This is a genomic window from Rikenella microfusus DSM 15922 (genome assembly GCF_000427365.1).
GTDB classification, from domain to species: Bacteria; Bacteroidota; Bacteroidia; order Bacteroidales; family Rikenellaceae; genus Rikenella; species Rikenella microfusus.
Genome location: NZ_KE386488.1, coordinates 1,887,494 through 1,911,827, shown reverse-complemented (window position 1 = coordinate 1,911,827; position 24,334 = coordinate 1,887,494). Strand labels below are relative to the sequence as shown.

Genomic DNA, 24,334 nt, shown 5'->3' with positions numbered 1-24,334 from the left:
GCCCCCTCCCGGAGGACGCCGACGCGGGGTTATTCGGTCAGGTAGATCGACAGGGTGGCCTCTTTCTCCGCCCCCGACGCATCGACCACCTTCAACCCGAACTCGTGCACAGCCGGTCCGTTGGTCGCCGGATCGGCTACTCCGCCCAGCAATTCCATCAGGCCGCCCACTCTGAACGTGTGCGTCGTTTTGCCTTTGATCGGCACGGCCGGATCGAGAATCCCGATCTCGGAATTGGCGAACATATTGACCCACCACATCTCTTCGCTGACGCCGTCCGGCTTTTCGGAAGCCGCCGGCGGGTTGGCGATGTCGAACGCCACGCCGCCCTCCAGCCCCAATCCGGGCAGCAACGACGCCAGAGCGTCCGATTCGATGGTCACATACAGCCGATCGATCCCTTTCGGGGCGTCGAAACGCACGTCGATTTCATTTTTGTCCGCCACCGACACCGTCAGCCTCTGGGATATATCGAACGCCGAACCGTTGAAATCGGCCCCCACGATCGCCAGGTCTCCCGTCTGGTCCCCGCCCCCTTCGTTCTCCCAATTGTCGTTGTTCGAACCTCCGTCGATCACTCCGTCCCCGTCCGGAATCTCGACCGTATGTTCCGAATCGACGGTGCTGTAATCCACCGTCACCGACGCCGACAGCTGGCCGCTCTGCTGGTAACCGATCCTGACTTTATGCCACTGCATGGCCTGCACGCCGGAGATAATCTCGGTCTGCCCCTCTCCGTTGCCGAGCGGCTGTCCGTCTTCTTTGCGGGTGCCGGTCACCTTGACGTACAGTTTCCCGTCCTCGGGCACTTTGAAATATCCGGCCCGGGTCTCCGAGGAAGACCAGATCAGATCCGCGCTCACTTTCTGGGCTGTCTCGTCGGTATAATCGAAATAGACCTGCACCTGCGGATTGTCCACCTTGTCGAGGAACTCCTGGTCGTACTCCACGGTCACTTTGACGTTGGCGAGTTTGCACACCAGCGAGACGTTGGTCAGTTCGGAGATACGCACGGTGAAATCCTGCACGCCGTAATAGTAGGGGGTCTCCCAGGCGGCCTGCGGCTCGTCCGTCAGGCTGGCCGCTTCGAGCTTGTATTTGCCCGAGGGGATCGTCACCAGCTGCCCTTCCACTTCGGCGAAGGTATTCCACCGGTAATCCTTGTCGTTGATATTGTCGTGCACGACGTTTTCGCCCTTGCTGTCGAGCACGGCCACCCGGAATGTCCCGACATCCGGTACCGCCGCGCCGTCGGCCTTGGTCTTCCCGTCGGATTCCACCACGATGAAATCGCCCTCGCGACCGAGCGACGAAACGCTCATCGTCCCGTAACGGTTTTCGTTCCCGCCCGTCGGGTTATACGGGTCTTTCGCCTCGACGCAGGAGGCCAGCAGGCCTCCTGCCGCCATAGCTATGGCGGCGAGCCGTATCCGGTTATATTTAGCGTATGTTTTCATGGCCATACCGTGATTTATCGTTGAAAAAGATACCCGGTCTGCGGGTTCCCTATTTAAATTCGTATCCTAATTCCACATTGTCGATCACCAGGACGTTTCCTACATGCGGTTTCCCGTCCGTCTGCTTCACGACAAGAGGGCTTGCCGGAACATCTTTCCCGCCGGAAGTCCCGACCGAGAGGTCGGCATCGGAGCTGAACAGCAGGCATAGCTCGGCTGCGGATTTGGAAGTGTCGTTATAGTCGAGCGTCAATGTCCGGGTCGTCATATTGTCCTGCTGCGCCGCCTCCTGCACCGAACCGGTGGCGATCACGGTTCCGTCGGCTGCCCGGACTTCCGCACGTACCAGAAATCCCGCCGTCCCCGACACGGGCGTAAACTGATACTGGAAATGCACGGTTGCGGGCCGCGAAACGAAAGCCGCCCCTTCGGCCATCGTCTCACCGGCAAATGCATCGTAGGCATACGCCTGGGTATGCTCGCCCGTGATACCCCAACTGACGCTAGTCCACCAATATGTCCATGTTTCGGTAGCGGCCGTCGGTTGGGTAAAGCTGTAATCTCCCAAAAACAGAATTGCCGCACTGGTATTCCTCGCACGCGATCCCACCTCCTTAGAACCGTTCGCACCGGTTCCCAATAACAATGATCCGGATTTACCCGCGTCGTCCCCTCCCGTTTTGGAATAGCATCCGCGCCCCCAGCCGGTCGTCCGGAGCTGCACGGCCTTACGATTGTAATTTCCCGGATTGTAAACCAATGTAGTTCCATTATTGGAGGATACGTCCGACACGGCGACATCGTTGCCCTCTCCGGCCGGATTCGGCGAAAGGGCCGTCTGCGAGGTGGTGAGCGGATTGCGCGTCGCCCACCCGGCCGGCGGCGCCTGTACCGTCACGCCCAAAGCCGTCGTAGCCGCCGCCTCGCTCCACCCCGACGCAAAACCGCCGTCCACGAGGCCCGGAACCGGCAGCGCCTCTTCCGTCCGCCAGGTATCGCTCCCCGTTTCCGGAACGATCTCTTTTCCGTTGGCGCTAATCCGGAACTGATATTCCGTATTCGCCTGCAACCCTTTCAATTCATATCGGGCGGCATAAAAACCGTCGCCTCCGACGGCCGCTTCGGTAACGGTCAGGTCGTCGCCTTCGACGGCGTCGTTCCAGTTTTCAGAGGCGGTTTTCCGATATTGCAACACGGGATGCGTGCCCGCGGACAAATCATAGTTGGCCCTGACCGTAAAGAAAGCGCGGGTAGCCCAGATGTCGGCAGCGGCTATACCGGCGAACCGGACCGTCGGCGCTTTGACTTCGGCTTTCACCACGCACGGCCCCGCTTCGGGCGACTGGCCGTAATTGTCGGTCACCTCGAACTGGAAATCGTAGGCCGCGGAACCGCTCTCCGCCGCTTTCATCGCGTCCGTGAAGTCGATAAACACGCTGGTGGAGATAGCGGCGTCTTCGGGCGAGTTCAACCCTTCGCTCCAGACGAAACCGGCCGCTTTGAGCTTGTCCCGCAACGGGTCGTCGCCGCCCAGTCCCGCCAGGTCGATCTCCGTAGCCCCCCCCAGTTCAGAAGCCAGCACGCCGCCCGCCCCGTCGTTCAACCGGATGACGAACGACGAAATCCCGCCCGGCGTCCGGGCGCTCAGGCTCCATTTCGGCACCTCGCCCTCGAACACGCTCTGCGCCGTACCGCTTACGAAGCCTACGGGTTCGACAGCAGGTTTATCCTTGGGCAGGAAATACCGCGGCACTTCGACCGTAATGTCTTTTTCCGGATTCAGTGTGGAGTCGGTACCGATCACGATCACCTGCGTGCTGCCCTGATCGGACGAGACCTTGAGTTTGAGCTTGTACCAGTCCGCCGCATCCGCTTTCGCCAACGGTTCCGGCGAAAAGACCAGCCGCTGCCCTTCTGCCGTCACGAGGTTGAAACGCATGCGCACGCTGCCGGGTTCAAAGAAACCGCAGCGGGTCTCGCCTTTTCCGAAACGCAACGAATCCGTACCCACGGTACGGATATCGACGGAATAACTCTGGTAATAGAAATCGAAATTATCGTCGAACTCGACCGAGATTTTGGCGGCGGCCAGTTTGGCCACCAGGTCGATATGCAGTTTGTCTTTGGATTTGACGACGAATTTCTCCTCTGCCCTGTATGCATAGGACTCGAACGCGGGAAAATCGATCCCTTCGGGTTTGTATTCGGCCACGATCTTATAGGCTCCGGGCGTGAATTTCAGCGTGGACGGCACGGACTCGAACGAAGCCCACCGCGCCAGGGTGTCCTCATGCGTATTGATGACATAAACCGCCAGGTCTTTGTCGGGATCGAGCGTCGGCTGCCCCGCTTTGGAGATCGCCTGCTCGTTTTCGGTATTGTCCAGCCCTACGGACAGGTACACCTCCGCGTCGCCTTCCGAGCCGAAAGGCGTATCGTCGCGCCGGGCGCATCCTGCCGCCACAACGGCGGCCCAGATCGTCATCAGCAGGATCCGAAGTCCGAATTTCTGTTTGCTCATCGATAGCGTTTTGGTGGCACAAAGCCTGCCAGAACCGACAGACATCCACTGAAAGCAAAGGTACGCGATTTTTCTTAACCTCCAACATTTCCTCCCGGAAACAGGGGGCAAATAACCCGTTCATCTGCAATATATTAATAGCAGGCTAACGTACCCGAAAATCAGACCACGAGTAGTCGTTTTATCAGTATTACCGGCAATCGCCCTGCGTGGAGCAACTGCCGCAGGAGCCGTCGCACCCTTCCGGGAAATAGGCTTTATTGCCCAGTCTTTCAGCCTCTTCCCGGCGTATCTGGGCCGAGGCGCACTCGATTCCGAGCCGCTTCATATCGCGGTTGCTCCCCACGTCGCTTTCGATAGGGTGCCCTTTGCGAATCTGGGTGATCGAAAGCCCCAGCACGAACAGGGCCAGTGCGACGATGGCGATCAGTATGGTTATCAGTGTCGTTGACATAATCTTGCGTTTAAAAAATTCACTGTCAGAATGAAAAGCAAAAATAGTGCATTTTTTCTCTAAATTTGTAACTCGTTACCCGAACAGACATGAAAATACTCATCGCCGGGGCCGGCGAGGTGGGCAGCCACCTCGTGAAGATGCTCAGCAACGAATACCACGACATCACGATCATCGACGACGACGAAAAGCGGCTCGACGAACTGACAGCCCTCTCGGACGTGCTGACCATCGAGGGGGACGTCACATCGTTCGACAGCCTCAAGCGGGGAGAGGTGCAGCGCTGCGACCTGTTCATGGCCGTGGGACCGGAGGAAAACACCAATATCCTCTCGGCCACGCTGGCCAAACAGCTCGGGGCGAAAAAGGCGATCGCCCGCATCGACAACGACGAGTACCTGAGACCCAACAACAAGGAGGTTTTCATCAACATGGGGATCGACTACCTGTTTTACCCGGAAAAGGTGGCGGCGCAGGAGGTCATCACCCTGCTGGGGCACTCCTCCACGTCCGAATATGTCGATTTCTCGGGCGGTAAGCTGTCGCTGGTGGTTTTCCGGCTCGACGCCTCGTCGCCGCTGATCGGCCATACGCTGATCGAAATCACGCGCGACCGCGAAAACCTGGAATACCGGACGGTGGCCATTTCGCGCGGCGGACGGACGATCATTCCCCGAGGCGAAGACTTTTTCGAAGAGGGGGACACGGTTTACGTCATTTCGGGCCGCAGCTCGGTGGGAGAGGTGATGGAATTTTCGGGCCGGCCGAATATCGAGGTCAAGAACCTGATGATTCTCGGCGGTTCGCGTATCGGACGACGCATCGCGCGGGAGCTGCAGGACGAAATCAACATCAAGCTGGTGGACTACAATCCCGAAAAGGCGTACAAGCTGGCGGAGATGCTGGACAAGACGCTGGTCATCGCCGAAGACGGCCGCAAAAGCGAAGTGATGATCGAAGAGGGTCTGGACAAGATGGACGCTTTCGTGGCCCTGACGGGACGGGCCGAGACCAATATCCTCGCGGCGATGCTGGCCAAACGGATGGGGGTCAAGAAGGTGATCGCCGAAATCGAAAACATGAACTACATCTCGCTGGCGGAAAGCATCGGCATCGACACGATCATCAATAAGAAACTCATTACGGCCAGCTCTATTTTCCGGTTCACGATGAATACGGACGTGCAGGCGATCAAGTGCCTGAACGGCTGCGACGCGGAGGTGCTGGAGTTCATCGTCAAACCGGGCAGCCCGGCCACGAAAGGCAAAATCAAACACGTCAATTTCCCGCGCGAGGCGATCGTAGGCGGCATCGTGCGCGGCGACAAGGCGCTGATCGCCACCGGGAACGTAGAGATCCGGGCCTACGACCGCGTGGTGGTATTCGCCCTGCCGAGCGCGATCGGCAAGGTGGGGGCGTTTTTCGGATAACCCGTATTTTTCAGGATATGAAACATCTTCTTTTTCCGATCCTGCCGGCCTTCATGCTTATGACCGGCTATGCACCCGCAGCCGCCGGACAGACGGTATGGCACGACCCGCTGGACTCCGCCGCGACCGGAGCCGGGGCGAATTGCATCCAGGGACGGGGATTCGCGCAGCGCGACTATGCCCGGCTGCCGGAACCGGCACGGGAAATCGTGCGCGACGCCGTATGGGGCCTTTCGCGCAACAGCGCGGGACTCTACCTGCAATTCACGACCGATTCGCCCGACATTACGGTGCAATACGAAGTAACGGGCGGCCATACGATGCCCCACATGCCGGCCACGGGCGTCAGCGGCGTCGATCTCTATAACGGGCGCGGCGAACGGTGCTGGGGCGATTATTCGTTCGGTTCGCCGATCACCTATTCGTACAAAGGACTGCCCGACACGTCGTCGGCCGCGACTTATACCCTCTACCTGCCGCTCTACAATACGGTGAAACGGCTCAGGGTGGGAACCCGTGAGGGGGCTTCGTTCGCATTCGTACCGGCCGACACGACCCGGCGGCCGATCGTGGTTTACGGGACTTCGATCGCGCAGGGGGCCTGCGCATCCCGGCCGGGCATGGCCTGGACCAACCTCCTGCACCGGGCGACAGGACTGCCGACGGTAAACCTCGGCTTTTCGGGCAACGGGCGGCTGGAACCGGAGGTGATCGCCTACGTGGCCTCCATACCGGCCGCCCTGTATATCGTGGACTGCATGCCGAACATGTACGTTCCCCAAGACAGCGTTTATACGCTGGTACTGAATGCGGTGCGTCAGTTCCGGCAACTGCGTCCGGACACTCCGATCCTGCTGGCCGAACACCCGGGATACGCCAACCGCAGAACGAACGCCGCCCGGCACGCGGAAGACGAGCGTGCAGACCGCGCGCAGCGCCAAGCCTATGTGCAACTGAAAAAAGAGGGGGTCAAAAACCTGTATTACCTCTCGCGCGAAGAGATCGGCATGCCGGCGGACGGGATGGTGGATCACATACATCCGTCGGACTACGGCATGGAGGCTTATGCGGACGCATACCATAAGGCTGTACGGAAGATACTGAAACTGAAATAACGCGATTCTATGAAACGATTTTTAAGCCTGCCGCTCCTGGGGGCGTTGGCGCTGGGAACGGCCTGCACGCCGAAGCCGAAATCTTACGCTACGGTGGACGGTTTTACGCAGGGCAGTACCTATCATATCGTCTACAACGACCCGCAGGGCCGCGACTTGCGTACCGACATCGAGGAGCTGCTGGAGGATTTCGACAATTCGCTGTCGGTCTATAATCCGAGTTCGCTGCTGACGCGGCTCAACGAAAACGACCCCGCCGCGGTTCCGGATCGATGGTTTACGGAGTGCCTGGCCATTTCGCACGGAATCAGCGAAGATACGGAGGGTGCGTTCGACGTGACGCTGCGACCGCTGATCGCGGCTTACCGCATCGGGACGGACGATACGCCGCACCTTTTGTCGCAGCGCGAAATCGACTCGATCCGGGTATTTACGGGCTATCGGAAAGTACGGATCGAAAACGGGCGGCTGGTCAAGGAGGATCCGCGGCTGGCGCTCGATTTCAATGCGATCGCGCAGGGGTATTCGTCGGATCTGATGGGGGCGATGTTCGATTCGCTGGGTATAGAGGATTATATGGTCGAAATCGGCGGCGAGATCCTTTGCAAGGGCCGCAACCCTTCGGGCGGGGAGTGGAAGGTGGGGATCGACCGCCCGGTGGAGGGCAATATGGTACCGGGCGAGGATTTGCAGACGATCCTGAAACTGACGGACCGGGGACTGGTGACGTCGGGCAATTACCGAAAGTTCGCTTACGATGAAAACGGAAACAAGGTGACGCATACGATCGACCCGCATACGCTCCGTCCGGCGGTGCACAACCTGCTGTCGGCGACGATCATCGCTCCGACGTCGGCGGTGGCGGACGGCTATGCCACGGCCTGCATGGTGATCGGGCTGGAAAAGAGCAAACAACTGCTGGAACGGCATCCGGAACTGGAGGGCTACCTGGTGTTCAGCCGACCGGACGGCTCGATGGGGGTCTATACCACACCCAATATCCGTAAACGAATCATTAAATAACCGTTCGTTTATTCTGCACATTGACGATAGAGTCCACTGTTCTTTCTTGTCAAAGAAAGAATCAAAGCAACTGTTCGGGTTTGGGAACACTGTTCATCCGAAACAACGGCCGTACCTGAAATTTGAAGTTCGGCCTGTCGCCCTCCCCCCGTGGCGCAAAGCGCCAGGGCGACAAGGCCGGCGGTTCTACGAACCGCAAAATACCGGGCTGTCTTTTTTACAGAAAAGGATACCCGCCAGCTCAGGCGATACATTGGCATCTCAAAAAGTTTGGCATCGTTTTCCTCCCGGTGTCTCGGCCGTACGAGTGGACTCGATGGCGCTCGGCTGCTACGTCGGCTCTTTGGTTCTTTCTTTTTAAAGAAAGAACGGTTGCCTCAATACCTAAAACAGTAGAATAAACGAACGATTAAATAGAGATTTATGAAGAACGCGATATTTCTTTACAATCCCATATCCGGCGAGGCCCAGACCGTCGGTCAGCTGGACCGTATCGCCATGTACTACCAGCGGGCCGGTTACGTATTGACCCTGTTCCGCATCACCCGCGACCGGGGTCTTTCGAGCCTCTCCGCCCTGGTCGCCGAACTCGCTCCCGACCACCTGCTGGCAGCCGGAGGCGACGGCACCATCAACCGGCTCGTCAATTACCTGAAACATAAAAACATCGTCATTCCCATCGCCATCCTGCCGATGGGCACCGCCAACGACTTCGCCCACCTGATCGGCATGCCGGACAACCTGCCCGATGCCTGCCGCGCCATATTGAACGGGAAAGTACGCTACCTCGACATGGGGCGCGTCAATAACCGCTATTTCATCAACGTGCTAAGCTGCGGCCTGTTCACGGAAGTTTCCCAGAAGACTCCGACCGCACTTAAAAACACGTTCGGTAAACTGGCCTATTATTTCAGCAGTCTCAGCGAACTGCCGTCGTTCCGGAAGATGAATATCGAAGTGACGGCCGACGAAATCGCATTCAAGGGAAGCTGCCTGCTGCTGCTGGTCTTCAACGGCCGTACGGCCGGCAACCTGAAGCTGGCCAAACATTCGAGCGTCGAAGACGGACTGCTGGACGTACTCATCATCCGGGGCGAAAATATCGTCGAAAACATCAAGAACGTATTCCATTTCCTGGTCAAAAAGAAAGACGCAGCCTACCCCAGCGACATCGTCTATTTCCAGACACGCCGACTGCATATCGAAAACGACCAGCCCACGACGGACATCGACGGCGAAAAAGGGCCGGATTTCCCGCTCGATATCGAATGCCTGCCTGCCAGCCTGCCGATCATCGTCCCGCAGGAACCGGAAGAATAATTCGCGCGTAACGTCGCTATAAAGCAGCCAGACGATATACGAACCGGCGAATATATACGACTTGACCCTATTTTATTCGGAAATATCTCTTTCAGGCTTGTACTTGATAGAGTTTCCGGTCTTCGATGTCTCGGCGCGCGTCCCCCTGCGCGCCCTGTTGGCTCGCCCGCGACCGAGACAGCCGTCCGGAAACCGGAACAAGCCGAATAGGGATACTTCCGTTTTTATCTGCATACCTGATTCACCGTATCGCTCCCCTTCGCGGAATACAATTTCCAGCCCTCCTGTGCCGGGGACGTCGCAGGGCAGGTCGGGAATATCCTTGCACGGCTTTCGGGAAAGTCGTATGATAATAAATATACCAAGGCGCGAATATTCCCCGATCGGCTTTCCTGACGGCTTCCAGCGTCAGGAAAGCCGAAACAGCCTGCAAATCAGGCAGGACAACAGGGTAAAAGCCGCGTTATACTTACCCTACAAAAAGGCGGTACGTGCCGGTTGGCACAGTACCGCCTTTTCTTTTTCGACGGAAAAGCCTAATCGCTGATATGGGCGAACAGCAGGTAAGCCACGATCAGGGTCAATACGATATTGAAACCCTGCGCGATCAGAAAACCCCATAACGGTTTTTTGAAACTCTTGTTGAAAATATCCTTGAACCGGGTCTCCAGTCCGATGCAGACGAAAGCGATGGCGAAGAACGTCCCTTGCAGGTTTTTGGTCACCGCCCCCACGCTTTTAGCCGTTTCGAGCGGCATGGCGAAACTGAAAATCAAAGAAGCCAGCACAAAACCCAGCACGAATTTCGGGAAACGTTCCCACAGCACGCCGGCCGTCGGTTTTTCGCGATGGTCCTTGCCTTTGTACGACCAGTAAATCGAGATGGCGAACGCAGCCAACCCCAACAATACGTTCTGCGAAAATTTCACGATCACGCTGTATTTTTCGGCCGTTTCGCCCAGCACCGACCCGGAGGCCACGACGGCCCCGGTCGTGTCGATCGTACCGCCCATCCAGGCACCGGCCACTTCGGGCGTGAGGCCCATCCATTTGGCCAGATAGGGCATGAAATACATCATCGGGATGGCCACGACGAGCACCAGCGAAATCACATACGACAATTTTTTGCTGTCGCCTTTGATCGCCCCGCAGGTGGCGATGGCGGCGGACACGCCGCAGATGGAAACGGCGCTGGCCAGCATGGTGGACATTTCCCGGTCCACGCCGAGCTTCCGGGCGACCCAATACCCGAAGTTCCACACGCAGAACACGACGACGAGCGCCTGTATCAACCCAAGCGCACCGGCCTGCATGATTTCGCCGAAAATAACGGTGGTTCCCAGCAATACGAGACCGATCTTGACATAAAATTCGCTCTGCAATGCGGGACGCATCCATTTCGGAACGCCGACGGTATTGCTGATAAGCAGGCCGAGGGCCACGGCGAAAAATACGCTTTCGAGTCCGGTGGTATCTTTAATGACAGGCGAGGAGGCTATGTACTGAGCGCCTAACGCGACGGCGAAAATCACGAGCAGAGAAGGCAGTATCCCGCGTGCGGGCCGGCCGAGTATCTTGCAGGCGGCATACACGATCACGAACAGTCCGGCGATAAGGATAACGATGTTCTGCCAACTGCCGAGGGTATCGAGCGTCTTGGGCATGGTGGGCATCCAATCGGGCATTACGATGGCTAAAATCATAATGATCAACCCGGCACCCACGGCAAGCCAGTCTTCGGTCTTAAAATGGTTCAATAGTCGCTGTCTGGTCATCTATTCTTAGGTTTAATCGTTCATTTATCCGTACTTTGATGTTCGAGGGTACTGTTCTCTTTGTTCACAAAGAGAACCAGAAAAACTTTTTGAGATGCTTGCGCATCTCCTGAGCCTGCCGGATACCTTTTCCTTTGAAGGTTTGTTCTGTAATGGATAGGGGGCTATATGGCAGGGTTATGCCCCATTAGCCCCCTATCCATTACAGAACAAAGGGTACCTCAATGCGAGAGGATTGCGGAGCCTGAGGCGTAGCACAGCTGCTCGAAAGTTTCTTTGGTTCTTTCTTTTCAAAGAAAGAACGGTTGCCTCAAACCTAAACAGTACGAATAACTGAACGGTTTTACAGTTAATAATCAGCGTTTCATGGCTCGGTCCATATCCCGTTTGGCGTCCTTTTCCTTGAGATTTTCCCGTTTATCGTACTTTTTGCGTCCCCGCGCGAGGCCGATCGCCAGTTTCGCCAGCCCCCGGTCGTTGATAAAGAGACGCAGGCCCACCACCGTCAGTCCTTTGTCCTGCAAAGCCCGCTCGATTTTTGCGATCTCCTTGCGGTTCAGCAACAACTTACGGTCGCGTTTCGGCTGATGGTTATTGTAAGTACCCCAGTGATACTCCGCGATATTCATCCCATGGACATACAACTCGCCCCGATGCAGGTAGCAATAGCAATCCACCAGGCTCGCCTTGCTCATCCGCACCGACTTGATCTCCGTTCCCGTCAGCACGATACCCGCCACCCACTCTTCGAGAATCTCGTAATCGAAAGTAGCACGCTTGTTCCGGATCGATATTTTATTCTGTTCGGCCATGATTTCGTGTGCAAAGATAACTATAATCGACAATCGGACAGTACGCTCAAATACCTAATCGCCCTCCATAAAAACAGTATGCCCGGTACCGCATACAGTACCGGGCATACCCGCTGAACCTCTCGGTCAGAGAACCGATTAGTATTTCATTTTCGCTTTAACCTTCACGATTTCAACGAACTGAGCGTGTTCGAAGAATTCGTAGAAGTTCACTTCGGTAGCAGCCAGTTCGGCAGCTTCCGGATTCTGGGCGATAGCGGCTTTCAGGTTAGAAACCAAAGCGTTCGCGTCGCCTTCCTGTGCAGCGATCACCGCTTTCACGTAGTTGGCACGCCAGGTATTCATGCCGGCCAGCTGCTGTTTGGCTTTAGCAACATTACCGTTCAGCAGTTCGGCCAGAGCCTGGTTGTAACCGTCGAGCGTACGGGCGGCGGCAGCGTAGTTGCCGTTAGCCAGTTCGACGAGGCCCTTGTTGTATTTGGCTTCCGGAGCCGAAGAGGCAGCGAAGAATTTGGCGGCTTCGGCTTTCTTGCCTTCGGCCAGAGCAACGACGCCCAGGTTGTTGATGACGTTCGGGTCGGTGTTGTTCAGCGAAGCGGCTTTCAGGAAAGCGGCTTTGGCACCGGCGTAGTCGCCTTCGTTGGCCAGAACCACACCCAGGTTGTTGTAACCGCGGTAGCAGTTGTACTTTTCAGCGGCAGCCTTGTAGATTTTGGCTTTGGTAGCGTTGTCGGTGTAAAGAGTAGCCGCGAACAGCATCTCTTCCACGTTCAGCTTGTTGATGTCGGTAGCGACGGCTTCTTTCAGTTCGGCGTCGGTCAGACCTTCCACCTGAACGTTAACGGTCATTTTCGAACGGCGCAGTTCCGGCAGGATCTTTTCAGCCAGCACTTTGAAAGCGGCGCTCATGTTCTTGATTTCGCGGTTGCGCACCTGCGGATCGCTGTACATCGACAGCACCTGAAGGATCAGGGCCTTGTCCGGAATATCCGATTTTTCGACCAGTTCCTTGAAGCCTTCCCAGTCTTCGCCCATCGCGTTCACGTCGAACTTGGTATCGACCGGCATCTTGTCTTTCTTGAACTTGGCGCTCACGGCTTTCTGGGTCGAGGTACCACGATCTTTCGACAGTTTGTCGTTGAAAGCCAGCGGGCCGTCCGGCGAAGCGTAAGCCTGCGTGTAAACGTCGCCTACTTTCTTCTTGGCGTCGCCCGAGTTGGCGATGATGAAATCCTGCAAAGCTTTGATGTCTTCTTTGGCCAGCTGGCTCGAACGGACATTGGCACGGTTGATCACGAACATGATCTTGGCCGATTCCGAAATGTTGGTCACGCGCTGGAAAGCGTCCGGAGCGATGGCTACTTTCGCGTAGTTGTCGGCCATGAGCTGCAACGAGCTTACGCCGTTGGCAACCACGATCGGAGTCTTGTATTCGGTGAAGTTCTTGATCTTCTTACCGCGTTTGAGACATTTGGCTTCCGCCTTCAGCACGAGCTGCGACAGACGCATCGACGGGTTGTACGGGATAGCCACGTCCATGGTGAACGAACCGCCCGAGTTGGGAATCACGGTATAGTTGTCCTGCACCTTTTCCCCCTGAAGGAATTTGGGTTCGCCGGCATATTCGGTACCGTCGATGGCCGAAACGATCACCGGGGTAACTTTCAGTACGCCGTATTTGTGGAATGCTTTGGCCGGAATGTTCACCGTAATGGTGGTCACGGCGTTGTCGCCCTTCAGGGTGACTACTTCCGGAGCGCAGGTAACCGTAATGCCCTGTGCGGTCTTCTTCATCATCTTGCTGAAGCAATTACAGCTGGTGAGAAGAGCCGACGCAGCGATAACCGCGAGACTGATGTTTAAAAACTTTCTCATAATCAGTTAATTGTTATTTAATTGGTTTTTATTGTTTTCTATCCACTCCCTCCAATGTTACACAAAGCTACGAATTTATTCCGAAAAATTCTTTAGGAATTCTCAAAAACTTCTTTTATGCTTTCCCTCGGGCTCGGATACCCGTCGCTTCGTGCCTGCACCGTTTCCGAAGTTTCTCTTTTACTTTTTACTGCCCTTTTTCGAGCAACGCTTTGCGCGAAAGTTTCAGCTTGCCGTTTTTGGGATCGACCGCGATCAGTTTCACGTCCATCATGTCGCCTTCCTTGATGCCGGTCTCTTCCATGGTTTCGAACCGACGGTGGGCGATTTCCGAAATGTGCAGCAGGCCGTCCTTGCCCGGAAGTATCTCGACGAACGCTCCGAAAGCCACCACCGATTTCACTTTGCCGTGATAAACGGTCCCTACTTCCGGTACGGCGGTCATCCCTTTGATCTTGGCGATGGCCGCTTCGACGCCTTCCTTATCGGCTCCGAACACGTCCACTTTCCCGATTTCGCCCTCTTCGGTGATGGTGATGGTCGTGCCGGTCTCCTTCTGCATCTCCTGGATCACTTTACCGCCCGGTCCGATCACGGCCCCGATAAAGTCTTTCGGAATGGTGATCTGAACCATGCGCGGCACATGGGGTTTGTAATCCTCGCGCGGAGCGGCGATGGTTTCGGTCAGTTTGCCGAGGATGTACATCCGGCCCTGGCGGGCCTGTTCGAGCGCGGCGGCCAGCACTTCGTACGAGAGGCCGTCCACCTTGATGTCCATCTGGGTGGCGGTGATGCCGTCGGCGGTGCCTGTCACCTTGAAATCCATGTCGCCCAAGTGGTCTTCGTCGCCCAGGATGTCCGAAAGGACGGCCACTCGGCCGCCTTCGGCGATCAGCCCCATGGCGATCCCCGATACCGGTTTTTTGATCTTCACCCCGGCATCCATCAGGGCCAGCGTCCCGGCGCATACCGTAGCCATGGACGACGAGCCGTTGGACTCCAGAATGTCGGACACCACGCGAATGGCATACGGGCATTCGGCCTCGGAGGGAATCATCGGTTTGAGTGCGCGCAGCGCCAGGTTGCCGTGTCCGATCTCCCGGCGCGACAAACCCCGTGCCGGACGCGCCTCGCCGGTCGAGAAAGGCGGGAAATTGTAGTGAAGAACGAATCGTTCGGTCCCTTCGCGCAGGACGTCGTCGATCATTTTTTCATCAAGTTTTGTGCCAAGCGTTACGGTTGTCAGCGACTGCGTTTCGCCGCGCGTGAAAACGGCCGAGCCGTGCGGGGCGGGCAGGTACCCTACTTCGCACCATATCGGCCTGATCTCGTTGGTCTTGCGGCCGTCCAGCCGGATCCCCTCGTTCAGGATCATGTTGCGCATGGCCGGCTTGAGCGAGTAGTCGTGGAAGTAACGGCGGATCATGCTCTCTTTGGCCGCGCGTTCCTCGGCGCCGTACTGCTCCTCGAATCCGGCGAGATACTGTTCCAGGATTTCGTCGAAGCGGTCGCTGCGTTCGTGTTTGGGCAGTTGGCTCTTGGCCACTTCGTACACTTTGTCGTAGGTAGCGCCCGCCACGGCGTCGCGCAGCCCCCAATCGTTCTGTTCGTGGCAATAGGCGCGTTTTTCGGTTTTGCCTACCTCCTGCATCAGTTCGAGCTGGGCCCGGCACTGTTTCTTGATCTCTTCGTGGGCGAATTTGATGGCGTCGAGCATCACGGCTTCGGACACCTCTTTCATTTCGCCTTCGACCATCATGATGTTGTCGATCGTCGCGGCGACCATGATGTCGAGGTCGCAGGCGCCGCCTTCCATCTGCGAGAAGGTCGGATTGATGACGAATTCGCCGCCGATACGGGCCACGCGCACTTCGGAGATCGGGCCGCCGAACGGAATGGTCGAAACGGCCAGCGCCGAAGATGCCGCCAGTCCCGCCAATGCGTCGGGCTGGATGTCGGGATCGGCGGACAGCAGGGTCACGGTCACGAAGACTTCGGCATGATAGTCGCCGGGGAAGAGCGGCCGCAGGGCGCGGTCGATCAGGCGCGACACGAGTATTTCGTAGTCCGACGGACGCGCTTCGCGTTTGAGGAACCCGCCGGGAAAACGGCCGTTGGCCGCGTATTTCTCTTTATATTCTACGGAAAGGGGCATGAAGTCCACATCCTCTTTGGCGTCTTTCGCCGCTACGACGGTCGCCAGCAGCATGGTGTCGCCCTGACGCACGACGACCGCGCCGTCGGCCTGTTTGGCCAGTTTGCCGGTCTCGATCTCGATGGTACGCCCTCCGCTGAGTTCGATGTTCTTTTTGGTTGCGTTGTAATACATGGGTTATCTGTTGTTTTTCCTTGAAAATTTGGGGACTAAGATACAAAAAAAACGGCCCCCGCAAATGCGGGAAGCCCATGATTCGTAAAAAAGACGACGGTTTCCCTGCAAAAGGCAAAGAAACCGTCGCTCTTCGTTGAAATAAACCTATTTACGCAGACCCAGCGCTTTCACGATGGCACGGTAACGTTCGATATCGGTTTTCACCAGGTAATCGAGCATGCTGCGGCGTTTACCCACCAGTCTCAGCAGGGCGCGCTGCGTGTTGTAGTCGTGTTTGTGTTGTTTGAGGTGTTCGGTCAGGTGCGCGATCCGATACGAGAACAGCGCGATCTGGCTCTCGGCCGAACCGGTGTCGGTAGCGGCTTTGCCGTAGTTCTGAAACAGTTCCTGTTTCTTTTCGGTGTTGATGTAAGTGCTCATGTAATTATACGGTCTATTAATTAGAAGCGGGGCAAAGGTAACACATTTTTCCCGACTTCCAATTCCCTGAGGCCGAAAATTCCGTCCGCCGCCGTTCATCCCCCCCACAATGCCGGAACCGGATTACTCCCGCCCGGACAGGTTCCGTTTTCTCCAGGCCAGCACAGCGATCGCTGCCGCTATCCCGTACACCACCCAGATCGCGTACAGCGCGGGCGGCGCCGAATCGGCCCCGTAGGAGTGCATCCCGCTCAGGTAATAGTTCACTCCGAAAAAGGTCATCAGCACCGCGCCCAGTCCGACGACGGTCATCAGACCGAACAGATAATCTCCGCCGCGCCGCAGGGCCGGCACGAACCGGGCATGGAGGATGAACGCATAGACGATCATCGTGATCAGCGCCCACGTCTCTTTCGGATCCCAGCCCCAGTAACGCCCCCACGATTCGTTGGCCCATACGGCGCCGAGAAACGTCCCGGCGGTAAGCAGCACCAGCCCCACCGTCAGGGCCATTTCGTTGATGACGGTCAGTTCGCGGATCTGCGCGTCGAGCCGTCCGGCGTTGCGGGCCGTCTTGCAGGCCATGATCAGCAGCGAGATCAGCCCCAACAGGAATCCGATGCCGAAAAAGCCGTAACTGCCCGTTATGGCGGCCACGTGTACCAGCAACCACGGCGACTTGAGCACCGGCACCAGCGGCGTGATCTCCGGATCCATCCAGTTCAGTGTCGAGACGAACATCAGCACGCCCGAAAGGAATGCGGCCAGCGCCATGGTCATCCGCGACCGCCGCCCGAAAGCCAGCCCCGCGACCGCCGTGGCCCACGCCACGAAGATCATCGACTCGTAAGCGTTCGACACCGGCGGCCGGCCGGCTATATACCAACGCAGTCCGACACCGAAGGTCTGTCCGAGGAAAACGACCGCGATGACGCCGGTCAGCACGCCGACCGCGATCCGCCACCCTTTCGAGGGATCGACCATCCGGAAAATCAGGGCGAGGATCAGCAGCAGCCCGAAACCCATGTAAAAGAATCCGGCCCATTTGAACAGATTCAGCCGGTTATAAAGCATTTCGGCTTCGATCCGGTCCCGGTCGATGTGGTAAGTTTTCGCTTTGGCGTTCTGGTAGGTGGCGATCATCCCGGCGATTTCGACCGGAACGCTCCAGTCGCCCGATTCGATCGATTTCACGGACTCGGTGGCGAACCACGGGAAAATTTTGCTCACGAACATCGAATCCTGGCCGGCGAACACGCTCAGGTCGTCGCCCGGCGAGTACCACGCGTCGTTGTTGTCCAGCGTCCCGTCGTGCGGGAAAATGGCCAGCATCTGCCCGGCGAACAGCGCGTTGATGATGTTGATCTTTTCGTCCAACTTGAGCAGCTCCTTGTCGTACTTGTTCCGTTCGCGCACGGGTTTGGCGTACACCGCCTCCACTTCGTCGGCGAAGATATAGTTCCCCTCGTCGTCCAGCACGTCGATAAAGGCCAGACAGCCCGACTCCGCCTGTTCTTCGTCGATCCCCGTCTTGCGGAGCAGCGCCTCGCTGCCCACGTCGATCATCGGGATGCGGCTCCATATCTGGGGCTGGGTGACGATGCCGATCAGCACCTGGTCGGGATTCAGCCCCTCGTACCTGTCGCCCCGGTATATCTTGCGCAGCAGCTTGGCCGCATAGGTGTCCACCGGCTCGATACGCCCTTCGCGGCTCTGCACCATCAACCGGCCGAAAGCGGCGGCGGTCTCTGGACTGACAGCCGTCTCGGCAGCGTACAAACCGGCCATTTTTTTCTCCCGGCGGCGGTCTATCTTCCGCCGCTGCGACGGTTCCGGCTCCACTCCCTCCGGCATTTCGGCCGGCAGCCCCGCGGCTTCCCACTCGGACTCCGCATCGCGCAGGGCGGCTTCGGCATGTTCCCGTTCGATCTGCTCCATTTGCCGCCGGGCATTGGCCTCCAACTCGGAGAGGGTCAGCGTATCGACCCGCTGCTGGGCCGCCGCCCCCTGCCAACCGCCGAACAGGAGCAGCGCCGCAGCGGCCGCCGTCGATTTGCGCCCCAGCATCCGGGCGAGCGTCCGGAAACGGGAATGCTTATGGAACAGCGAAAGGATCATCCCTCCCATCAACAGGACATAGCCGAAATAGGTAATGAACGTGCCCGTGCGGTCGCGATTGACCGAGAGCACCGTTCCCAGCTCGTCGGGGTCGTAGCTCGACTGGTAGAGCCGGTACGCCCCCACATGGAGCACGTTGTTCATATAGATATTCTCCCGTCGGTCGGGATACCCTTCCCGCCGCACCACCACGTCGCTTTCGAACGACGAGGGGCTGTGCGAACCCGGATAGCGTACCAGCCGGAAATCGGTCAGTTCGACGCTGAAGGGCAGGGTTTCGAGCACCTCGGCCGGATTCGCAGGGTCGAGCAACGCATCGGAGCTTTCCCCTTCCCGGATATGCATGATCCCTTCGCGGCCGGTCAGGTGCGTAACGAACGCCCCCAGCAGGATCACGGCAAAGGCGTAATGAAAGACCAGCGTCGCCCATTTACGCTGTCGGAGGAGACGCTGCCGGGCCGCGACGCCGACGAAATTCACGACCAGCAGCGCCTGGAGCAGGTAAAAGAGCCAGTTGTCATAGACCCAGTGCCGGGCCGCCGGCGTGCCGTATTTGCTTTCCACGAAAGTGGCCGCGGCCATCGCCGCCGCATAAAGCACGAGCATCACGGCCATCGCGGGATAGGAGACGAGTATCCGGATCGTTTTTTTCATATACGGTCTATTCTGTCAGTTTCAGGTCCTGGAACATATGGCCGACCTCTTCGGGGGTCAGCTGCTGCGCCGCGTCGCTCAGCGCGGCGGCGGGATTGCAGTGGGACTCGATGAACAGGCCGTCGAATCCCAACGACAGGGCCATGCGGGAGACGTAGGGTACGAGCCTGGCCTGCCCGGAGATATGGCTGGGATCGCAGACGACCGGGATATCGGGCCGCTGCGCCTTGAGCCAAAGCGGGATGCTCCAGATCGGGTTGTTGCGGAAAATATCTTTCTCCCAGGCGCAGAATCCGCGGTGGATGGCTACGATGCGCCCTTTGATGCCGGCGCGTTCCATACGCTCTATGGCGCCGAGCCACAAGGCCGAATCGGGAGCCACGGGGTTTTTGATATATACGTCGATGTGGCACCCGCGCAGGGCGTCGGCGATGTCCTGCACGTCGAAAGGATTGGTGGCGGTGCGCGCCCCTATCCACGCGATGTCCATGCCCGCTTTCAGCAGCAGATCGGCGTTGCGGGCGCTGTTCAGTTCGGTGGCGATGCGCATGCCGTAGGTGCGCCTCGCTTCGGCCATCCATTCGAGTCCTTCGGCCCCCACCCCTTCGAAGCATCCGGGACGGGTGCGAGGCTTCCAGAGTCCGGCCCTGAATGCCGTGACTCCGCATGCGGCGAGCCCTTCCGCCGTTTTCAGCACCTGTTCGCGGTTCTCTGCGCTGCACGGGCCGCTGACGATGATTTTATCCGAGACGAGTTTCATGTTTGGTGTTAGTTTTTTGAGGGTTAAAGGTACTGTTTTGTCGCGGGAATCTCCAAAGGCGGGAACAAAAAAGCGCACGATATATGTTTCGGTCGGCATACCCGTTATCCAAAAACGGGAAATGATCTCCCCGAACGGCCCTGCGATGCCGCCGGGCACTCCGGCCGGGAGTCGCTTTCGTCCGAGAGGGCGGCGGGGCCGAAATATTTGAAATTCAGGTGTGCATATAAATAGGGTGCAAGGTATATACTCACCATAGAGAAGCCGTACATACTCTTCCTAAAATCAAACCCGATTATATACTTGGATATACCGATCGGTTTTCACCAGAGTTTTTTCGGCCCGCGCCGCTGCCCCTCCCGACGGTGCCAGCCGTCCGGCGCGAAGCCGACAGAGGGAAATTGACCACCGGTCCGGCATACCAAAACGTATAATCGGGCGATCAAAATATACGCTTCCGGACACCGTATGGCTGCCGCCGTATTTATTCACCCTAAATAGAAGATTGTTATCTTTGCAAAATATTTTTAAAACTTATGAAACGGAATATCGGTGAGGAGATCCGCAAACGGATACTGGTGCTCGACGGCGGGCTGGGAACATTGATACAGGCGCGTAAACTGGCCGAGGCCGATTACGGCGGCCACGCGGGATGCAACGACTATCTGGTCATGACCCGTCCGGACGTGATCGGGGAGATTCACGCCGCTTATCTGGAGGCCGGGGCCGACATCGTTTCCACCGACACGTTCAACGCCAACCCGGTGTCGCTCAAGGATTACGAACTGCAAGAACGGACCTACGAAATCAACCGGACCGCCGCGGCCCTGGCCCGCGGCGTCGCCGACCGTTTCGAGGCGCAGGACGGCCGTCCACGCTTCGTGGCCGGCTCCGTAGGCCCGACCAACCGGAGCGCGTCGATGTCGCCGGACGTGAACAACCCCGGTTTCCGCAACATCGCCTTCGACGAACTGGCCGCCGGGTACGCCGACCAGATGCGGGGCCTTATCGACGGCGGGGCCGACGCGATACTCATCGAGACCGTTTTCGATACCCTCAACTGCAAAGCCGCCATCTACGCCCTCCGCACCCTGATCGGTAACGAGACGATTCCGCTGATGGTCAGCGGTACGATTACCGACGCCAGCGGGCGCGTGCTCTCCGGACAGACCGTCGAAGCGTTCTACGCCTCGGTGGAGCACGGCGGCCTGCTGAGCATCGGGCTGAACTGCGCATTCGGCGCGCGACAGATGATGCCCTACGTCGAACGGATCGGCCGGGTGGCGAAAATGGCGGTTTCGGCCCATCCTAACGCCGGGCTGCCGAACGTCATGGGCGGCTACGACGAGAGCGCGGAACATATGGCCTCGTTGATCGAAGAATACCTGCAAGCCGGACTGCTCAACATCGTCGGCGGCTGCTGCGGCACCACGCCGGAACATATCCGGGCGATTGCCGAAATTGCAAAAAAATACAAGCCGCGAGCCTATCGCGCTCCGCAGGACAACGGGGGAGCCACGGTGCTGTCCGGATTAGAAATTCAGAAAGTGGAGCCTGCGGCCAATTTCGTGAACGTCGGCGAACGGACCAACGTGGCCGGTTCCGCGAAATTCGCCCGCCTGGTTCGCGAACGGCAGTTCGCCGAGGCGCTGGCCGTGGCCGCCGAACAGGTCGAGGGCGGAGCGCAGGTGATCGACGTCTGCATGGACGCGCCGCTGATCGACGCGTCGCAGGCGATGACCGAGTTCCTGAACCTCGTGGCTTCGGAACCGGAAATCGCGCGGGTGCCGGTGATGATCGACTCGTCGGACTGGCGGGTGATCGAGGCCGGACTTCGCGTGACGCAGGGAAAATCGGTGGTCAATTCGATTTCGCTCAAAGAAGGCGAGGCGAAGTTCCTCGACCACGCCCGCACGGTACGGGCCTTCGGCGCCGCCGCCGTCGTGATGCTTTTCGACGAACAGGGACAGGCCGACAGCTACGAACGCAAGATCGAAGTGGCGGAGCGGGCCTACCGACTGCTGACCGGCAACGGCTTCCCGGCCGAAGACATCATCTTCGACCCGAACGTACTGGCCGTAGCTACGGGGATCGAAGAACACGACGATTACGGACGGGCCTTTATAGAGGCCACCGCGTGGATCAAGGCGAACTGTCCCGGAGCGAAGGTGAGCGGCGGGGTGAGCAACCTTTCGTTCTCGTTCCGGGGCAACAATCCGGTGCGCGAGGCGATGCACTCCGTGTTCCTCTACCACGCCACGCGGGCCGGGATGGATATGGGCATCGTGAATCCATCGATGCTCCGCATCTACGACGACATCGATAAGGAGTTGTTGGAATTGTGCGAAGACGTGATCCTGAATCGGCGCCCGGACGCGGCGGAGCGGCTGACGGCCTATGCCGAAACGCACTCGGCCGATGCGAAAACCGGCGGAGCGGCGACAAGACACGACGCCTGGCGCGACGGCACGGTCGAAGAACGGATCATACATGCGCTGGTCAAGGGGATCACGACCCACATCGAAGCCGACACGATGGAGGCTTACGAAAAATACGGATCGGCGATCGAAGTGATCGACCGGGTGCTGATGGTCGGCATGGGGCAGGTCGGCGACCTGTTTGGCAGCGGCAAGATGTTTCTGCCGCAGGTGGTCAAGTCGGCGCGGGTGATGAAACAGTCGGTGGCGGTGCTCGAACCCTTCATCGGAGCGGGCGAAACGGTCGAACAGGGGGCCAAACTGCTCATCGCGACCGTAAAGGGCGACGTGCACGACATCGGCAAGAACATCGTTTCGGTGGTACTGGCCTGCAACGGCTACCGGATGGTCGATCTGGGAGTGATGACCCCTCCGGAAAAGATCGTCGAGGCGGCCGTGGCCGAACAGGTGGACGCCGTGCTGCTGTCGGGGCTGATTACGCCGTCGCTCGAAGAGATGCGCATCGTGGCCGAACAGTTCGAGCGGGCCGGGCTGAATATCCCGATCTGCGTGGGCGGCGCGACCACATCCGAACTGCATACGGCGGTGCGTATCGCCCCGTCGTACAGCGGACTGGTGGCCCACTCGACCGACGCGTCGAGTTGCGCCCGACTGGTGAACAACGTCCTGAAAGAGTACGGTTTCCACCAGCGATACCGGGAGAAACAGGAGGCGATCCGCCTGAAATACGCCGAAATGAACGCGGCCCGCGAATTGCGGCCGCTGGCCGAGGCGCGGGCGCACAAGCTCCGGCTCGACTTCAACGACCAGACCGTCACCGTGCCGAAACACCTCGGCAAGCGCGTGCTGACCCGTTATCCGCTGGAAAAGATCGCGCAGCGGATCGACTGGACCTATTTCTTCATCCAGTGGGACTTGGCGGGACGTTATCCGGCGATTTTCGACCATCCGACCAAAGGCGAAGAGGCCCGGCGGCTGTTCGACGACGCACAGGCGATGCTGCGCCAATTGATCGCCTCCGGCAAAGTACGGGCCGATGCGGTAATCGGTATCGTGCCCGCCCGCAGCGAGGGGGACGACATCCTGATCCGGGGCTGCGTCCACGGCGACGGCTCCGCGTGCGGCTGCGGCGCGCCGGAAATCCGGTTCGCCTGCCTGCGCAGCCAGAACCCGAAAGAGGAGACGAACCTCTGCCTGGCCGACTTCGTGTCGCCGGGGCCGGCGGCCGGATTGCCGCAGGACCATGTGGCGCCGTTCGCGCTGGGCGTGACGTGCGACTACCGCGGAGATTCGGACTACGAGAATATCATGGCGCGCATCCTGTGCGACCGGTTGGCGGAGGCTTTCGCAGTGGAGGTGTCGGCACTGCTCCGCGACGAACTCTGGGGGTTCCCGGAGGGGTCGGAAGGGGCCCGCATCGCGATGGGCTACCCTTCGGCGCCGGACCACAGCGGCAAACGGCTGATCTTCGACCTGCTGGACGTGGAGTCGGAAATCCCGCTGCGACTGACCGAGAATTTCATGATGGAGCCTACGGCGGCGGTTTCGGGGATCGTTTTCGCGCACCCGGCGGCCGATTATTTCCACATCGGGACGGTCGATAACGAACAATTAGCGGACTATGCCCGCCGATCGGGCCGAACGGTCGCGGACCTGCGCCGGATGATGCCGAACAACGTGCTGTAAACAGCAGGACGGAGCTTGCGGGACAGATGCGGGAACGGAGGGTCGGAAAGCGCCGGGCTTCCCATGAGGAGGCGCCCGGCCCATTGCTGACACGGAAATTTAGTCTTAACCCTACGGTTAATTCTATCGGTCAGGACCAGCGTG

At 58.5% G+C, this 24,334-nt stretch carries 15 protein-coding genes; 5 read left to right on the top strand and 10 right to left on the bottom strand.

What is annotated here, in order from left to right; all coding sequences use genetic code 11:
- Nucleotides 1–29 precede the first annotated feature (29 nt).
- The 3 genes from RIKMI_RS0108985 to RIKMI_RS0108975 form a co-directional block, all read right to left on the bottom strand.
- Entirely contained in the window at nt 30–1,463 is a 1,434-nt protein-coding gene (locus RIKMI_RS0108985; RefSeq protein ID WP_027291341.1) for a DUF4493 domain-containing protein, read from the bottom strand.
- A gap of 43 nt (nt 1,464–1,506) precedes the next feature.
- On the bottom strand, nt 1,507–3,978 hold the full coding sequence (locus RIKMI_RS0108980; protein WP_027291340.1) for a DUF4493 domain-containing protein: 2,472 nt from the start codon (nt 3,976–3,978) through the stop codon (nt 1,507–1,509).
- A 190-nt stretch (nt 3,979–4,168) separates the two neighbouring features.
- A complete protein-coding gene (locus RIKMI_RS0108975; RefSeq protein ID WP_027291339.1) occupies nt 4,169–4,432 on the bottom strand; it encodes a hypothetical protein in 264 nt (87 codons plus the stop codon).
- 89 nt (nt 4,433–4,521) lie between these two features.
- On the opposite strand from RIKMI_RS0108975, the gene trkA reads away from it, so the two are divergent.
- The 4 genes from trkA (at nt 4,522) to RIKMI_RS0108955 (ending at nt 9,320) form a co-directional block, all read left to right on the top strand.
- Nucleotides 4,522–5,862, top strand: coding sequence for a Trk system potassium transporter TrkA (trkA, locus tag RIKMI_RS0108970; protein WP_027291338.1), 1,341 nt, complete (start codon nt 4,522–4,524; stop codon nt 5,860–5,862).
- A 17-nt stretch (nt 5,863–5,879) separates the two neighbouring features.
- Nucleotides 5,880–6,977, top strand: coding sequence for an SGNH/GDSL hydrolase family protein (locus RIKMI_RS13600; protein ID WP_037291772.1), 1,098 nt, complete (start codon nt 5,880–5,882; stop codon nt 6,975–6,977).
- A gap of 9 nt (nt 6,978–6,986) precedes the next feature.
- The gene (locus RIKMI_RS0108960; protein ID WP_027291337.1) at nt 6,987–8,000 is read left to right on the top strand and encodes an FAD:protein FMN transferase; all 1,014 of its coding nucleotides are present in this window, start codon (nt 6,987–6,989) and stop codon (nt 7,998–8,000) included.
- Between the two features lie 423 nt (nt 8,001–8,423).
- Entirely contained in the window at nt 8,424–9,320 is an 897-nt protein-coding gene (locus RIKMI_RS0108955; RefSeq protein ID WP_027291336.1) for a YegS/Rv2252/BmrU family lipid kinase, read from the top strand.
- Between the two features lie 536 nt (nt 9,321–9,856).
- Here RIKMI_RS0108955 and RIKMI_RS0108950 read toward each other — a convergent pair.
- The 7 genes from RIKMI_RS0108950 to RIKMI_RS13595 form a co-directional block, all read right to left on the bottom strand.
- Nucleotides 9,857–11,095: a YeiH family protein gene (locus tag RIKMI_RS0108950; protein ID WP_027291335.1), complete on the bottom strand. Its 1,239-nt coding sequence runs from the start codon at nt 11,093–11,095 to the stop codon at nt 9,857–9,859.
- Nucleotides 11,096–11,451: 356 nt separating this feature from the next.
- Complete coding sequence (gene smpB / locus RIKMI_RS0108945) at nt 11,452–11,907, bottom strand: SsrA-binding protein SmpB (RefSeq protein ID WP_027291334.1); 456 nt, start codon at nt 11,905–11,907, stop codon at nt 11,452–11,454.
- 138 nt (nt 11,908–12,045) lie between these two features.
- The gene (locus RIKMI_RS0108940; protein WP_051214451.1) at nt 12,046–13,782 is read right to left on the bottom strand and encodes a tetratricopeptide repeat protein; all 1,737 of its coding nucleotides are present in this window, start codon (nt 13,780–13,782) and stop codon (nt 12,046–12,048) included.
- A 187-nt stretch (nt 13,783–13,969) separates the two neighbouring features.
- Nucleotides 13,970–16,111 carry a polyribonucleotide nucleotidyltransferase gene (gene pnp / locus RIKMI_RS0108935; RefSeq protein ID WP_027291332.1) on the bottom strand — a complete coding sequence of 714 codons (2,142 nt, stop codon included), beginning with the start codon at nt 16,109–16,111 and terminating at the stop codon, nt 13,970–13,972.
- Between the two features lie 147 nt (nt 16,112–16,258).
- Nucleotides 16,259–16,534, bottom strand: coding sequence for a 30S ribosomal protein S15 (gene rpsO, locus RIKMI_RS0108930; protein WP_027291331.1), 276 nt, complete (start codon nt 16,532–16,534; stop codon nt 16,259–16,261).
- Nucleotides 16,535–16,657: 123 nt separating this feature from the next.
- Nucleotides 16,658–19,306 carry a cytochrome c biogenesis protein CcsA gene (locus RIKMI_RS0108925; protein ID WP_027291330.1) on the bottom strand — a complete coding sequence of 883 codons (2,649 nt, stop codon included), beginning with the start codon at nt 19,304–19,306 and terminating at the stop codon, nt 16,658–16,660.
- A 7-nt stretch (nt 19,307–19,313) separates the two neighbouring features.
- On the bottom strand, nt 19,314–20,066 hold the full coding sequence (locus tag RIKMI_RS13595; RefSeq protein ID WP_051214450.1) for a DAHP synthetase I family protein: 753 nt from the start codon (nt 20,064–20,066) through the stop codon (nt 19,314–19,316).
- 536 nt (nt 20,067–20,602) lie between these two features.
- Here RIKMI_RS13595 and metH point away from each other — a divergent pair.
- A complete protein-coding gene (gene metH, locus RIKMI_RS0108915) occupies nt 20,603–24,190 on the top strand; it encodes a methionine synthase (RefSeq protein WP_027291329.1) in 3,588 nt (1,195 codons plus the stop codon).
- Nucleotides 24,191–24,334: the final 144 nt, after the last annotated feature.

What these genes read in the sequence shown, in the direction of transcription:
- metH (WP_027291329.1), top strand. Translation starts at nt 20,603, where the DNA reads ATGAAACGGAATATCGGTGAGGAGATCCGCAAACGGATACTGGTGCTC.
- RIKMI_RS0108955 (WP_027291336.1), top strand. Translation starts at nt 8,424, where the DNA reads ATGAAGAACGCGATATTTCTTTACAATCCCATATCCGGCGAGGCCCAG.
- RIKMI_RS0108950 (WP_027291335.1), bottom strand. Translation starts at nt 11,095, where the DNA reads ATGACCAGACAGCGACTATTGAACCATTTTAAGACCGAAGACTGGCTT.
- trkA (WP_027291338.1), top strand. Translation starts at nt 4,522, where the DNA reads ATGAAAATACTCATCGCCGGGGCCGGCGAGGTGGGCAGCCACCTCGTG.
- RIKMI_RS13600 (WP_037291772.1), top strand. Translation starts at nt 5,880, where the DNA reads ATGAAACATCTTCTTTTTCCGATCCTGCCGGCCTTCATGCTTATGACC.
- RIKMI_RS0108975 (WP_027291339.1), bottom strand. Translation starts at nt 4,432, where the DNA reads ATGTCAACGACACTGATAACCATACTGATCGCCATCGTCGCACTGGCC.
- pnp (WP_027291332.1), bottom strand. Translation starts at nt 16,111, where the DNA reads ATGTATTACAACGCAACCAAAAAGAACATCGAACTCAGCGGAGGGCGT.
- smpB (WP_027291334.1), bottom strand. Translation starts at nt 11,907, where the DNA reads ATGGCCGAACAGAATAAAATATCGATCCGGAACAAGCGTGCTACTTTC.
- RIKMI_RS13595 (WP_051214450.1), bottom strand. Translation starts at nt 20,066, where the DNA reads ATGAAACTCGTCTCGGATAAAATCATCGTCAGCGGCCCGTGCAGCGCA.
- RIKMI_RS0108980 (WP_027291340.1), bottom strand. Translation starts at nt 3,978, where the DNA reads ATGAGCAAACAGAAATTCGGACTTCGGATCCTGCTGATGACGATCTGG.
- rpsO (WP_027291331.1), bottom strand. Translation starts at nt 16,534, where the DNA reads ATGAGCACTTACATCAACACCGAAAAGAAACAGGAACTGTTTCAGAAC.
- RIKMI_RS0108925 (WP_027291330.1), bottom strand. Translation starts at nt 19,306, where the DNA reads ATGAAAAAAACGATCCGGATACTCGTCTCCTATCCCGCGATGGCCGTG.
- RIKMI_RS0108940 (WP_051214451.1), bottom strand. Translation starts at nt 13,782, where the DNA reads ATGAGAAAGTTTTTAAACATCAGTCTCGCGGTTATCGCTGCGTCGGCT.
- RIKMI_RS0108960 (WP_027291337.1), top strand. Translation starts at nt 6,987, where the DNA reads ATGAAACGATTTTTAAGCCTGCCGCTCCTGGGGGCGTTGGCGCTGGGA.
- RIKMI_RS0108985 (WP_027291341.1), bottom strand. Translation starts at nt 1,463, where the DNA reads ATGGCCATGAAAACATACGCTAAATATAACCGGATACGGCTCGCCGCC.